This is a genomic window from Heliobacterium mobile, from assembly GCF_009720735.1.
Lineage (GTDB): Bacteria > Bacillota > Desulfitobacteriia > Heliobacteriales > Heliobacteriaceae > Heliobacterium > Heliobacterium mobile.
Map to the genome: position 1 here is coordinate 1 of NZ_WNKU01000072.1, position 2,541 is coordinate 2,541.

Sequence of the window (2,541 nt, forward strand, 5' to 3'; positions counted from 1 at the left end):
AAGGAGGACCGCTGTTAAGCGATCCTCTTTTGTTTATGTCGGTGCTTCAACCGAATTCCCACTCGTTTGGCTTCAACGTAAGCGCTTAATAATCGGGTGCCTTGAAAAAATTAAACCCGGTACGACTTATCGTACCGGGTTTTCGGCATCATATCATTTAATTCGTTTTGCGACAATAATCTGGAAGTTTATCAGACCATGGCATAAAGTCCCCAAGCAGCTCAGGATTGGCCTTGAAGTCTAGCTCGGGCAGCTTGCTGAAGATATGTACTAGATACATATAGACATTGAGGTTATTACTCTTTGCCGTTTCCACCATGCTGTAAACGACAGCACTGGCATTGGCTCCTTTTTTCGTGTCGCTGAACAACCAGCCCCGTCTTCCGACGACGAACGGCCGGATAGCATTTTCCACACGGTTGTTAGATAACTCAATGCGTCCATCTTCGAGAAAGGCGCAAAGTGTATCTTTTTGATTGATTGAATATGTAATTGCTTCACCAAGTTTAGAACCTTTTAGCGGATTTACTGTTTCAAGCCATGACCAATAAGCCTCAAGAACAGGCTTGGATTTTTCTTGACGCTTTTCTTTCCGTTCCTCAGGAGTGAGCTTTGCTAATTCTTTTTCAATGGCAAAGAGTTGATTGCAGTATTCAAAGCCAATCGTTGCAGCGGAGTCTTCAACAGCCTTCTTCGGCATTGCGTTCTCATATTTCCTCCGCTGATGAGCCCAACAGCCACAACGGGTTACATACGGTACCTTATCGTACCCACTGTATCCGTCTGTTTGCAGATACCCACAAAAACCTTCAAGAAAACGTCTCGCGTGTTCGCCTGAGCGTGTAGGCTGATATTCAAAAAGCACTACGGGCTTTGTACTCGTACTGCCTGAACAATAGACCCACATTCGCGACTCTGATGACGGTTTTTTTCCTTCTTCTTTTAGTACCTGAATCACAGTTTCGTCAGCGTGAACGACAGGCTGCTGGAGTAAATGGGACTTCATCCTCTCCCATAGGGGTTGCAGCCAGTCATTGGCCGAGCGAATGATCCAGTTTGCCAAAGTTGCTCGCGAAAGAGCAACGCCTTGGTTTGCCCAGTCTTTTTCCTGGCGATATAAAGGCATCGCGTTTACATATTTCTGATACATGACATGGGCCACGGTAGACGCTGAAGCTAGGCTCTTTTTGATTACCGGCGCGGGCGTAGGGGCTTTGACAATGGTAGCTTCACCCGTTTCTTTCTCGCAGTTTTCACAAACGTAGTTGAAACGAATATAGCGCAGCACTCTTACCTGTGCAGGAATGATTTCTAATTCTTCCCGTACCGTCTCTTTACCGAGGTCGCGCATCTTTGCGCCGCATTCTTCACAGTCAAGTTTGTCTTTATCCAATTCGCACAAGATCTCCACGACAGGCACATCGGCTGCGAGTTCTTCCTTTGTGCGCTTGGCTTTCCGGCTATAGCCGGAAATAGAAACTTTATCTGGCTCAGGTGCTTTGATCTTTGCCTCGGCTTCTGCTTCATTGAACAGGGAAATCTGATTGGGATCTTCCCCTAAAACATACTTGCTTTTTTCGCTGGATTGGCCGTACATGGTCTTTTGAAAATTAGCCAGCACGTTCATCAGTCGATCAATTTGCACTTTCTGTGTTTCAACAGTTTTAGACTGTTCTTGCAACTGTGCATTCTGCTCTTGTAGTTGCTTTTCTAGTCTTGCTATATATTCAGTTACTTCAGGCGAAAGACCCTTGCAATCTATCTTTTCCATGCTTCAATTATACCATGAAAATGCCTTCTTTCCCAGTAATACCAAGGATTTGAACCATTTTAGCATGGCTTTATTCTCTTTACGAAAAGATAAATGCGACTTTTCTACAATGATATTTACCTTTTACCTTAACAGAAGTCTCTCGCTTTGACTTCGCCAAAGCCTTTTGGCGGATCGATAGACATACCTTCCATAAGAAGGCGAAGCTGTTTGACCGTTATGTTTCTTACATCAGATGGGTCTTTGGGCCATTTGAATCTAGCCCCTTCACCATCTAAACGTTTATAGTACAAAATAAAACCGTTTCTATCCCAGCTTAACCCTTTCAGTCTATTTCTTTGCTTATTACAAAAAAGAAATAGATAGTTCGCAAAGGGATTCATCTTGAAATCTTGCTTTACAATAATAGCAAGACCATCAACCGATCTCCGCAGATCGGTTGAGCCACAAGCGAGATAAATGCCATCATAGTCCATGATGTCTTTCAGCATAGGCCATTCACAACTTTGATTACATCAGCAAGTAGCGTAGGACTGAAACCAGTTTCTACGCAAATTGTCCATTTTCCACATTGTAGCTTAATCTCGCTTCTGACATCTTCTTCTTTTGCAGATGTTACCTCAGCCCACTGTGGCTTTTGCTCCGGCTTTTCTTCTTCGTGACTTTCCTTATTCACTTTTGTTGCCCAGATCACGGTGTTTGTCAAGATAGTTGACGCATGGACCTATGTAAACTTTAATTTATATGCAACCGCCGGTCTTGACAAATGT

The 2,541-nt window shown here is 43.8% G+C and carries 2 protein-coding genes; both read right to left on the minus strand.

All coding sequences use genetic code 11. The features are described 5' to 3' along the window. Window positions 1-157: 157 nt before the first annotated feature. Window positions 158-1,771 carry an IS66 family transposase gene (gene tnpC / locus GJ688_RS19405; RefSeq protein ID WP_155478146.1) on the minus strand — a complete coding sequence of 538 codons (1,614 nt, stop codon included), beginning with the start codon at window positions 1,769-1,771 and terminating at the stop codon, window positions 158-160. Window positions 1,772-1,899: 128 nt separating this feature from the next. Continuing rightward, complete coding sequence (tnpB, locus tag GJ688_RS19410) at window positions 1,900-2,262, minus strand: IS66 family insertion sequence element accessory protein TnpB (RefSeq protein WP_155478147.1); 363 nt, start codon at window positions 2,260-2,262, stop codon at window positions 1,900-1,902. Window positions 2,263-2,541: the final 279 nt, after the last annotated feature.

Bases quoted from the DNA above. Each gene is read 5' to 3' on its own strand.
- tnpC (WP_155478146.1), bottom strand. From the start codon at position 1,771: ATGGAAAAGATAGATTGCAAGGGTCTTTCGCCTGAAGTAACTGAATAT.
- tnpB (WP_155478147.1), bottom strand. From the start codon at position 2,262: ATGCTGAAAGACATCATGGACTATGATGGCATTTATCTCGCTTGTGGC.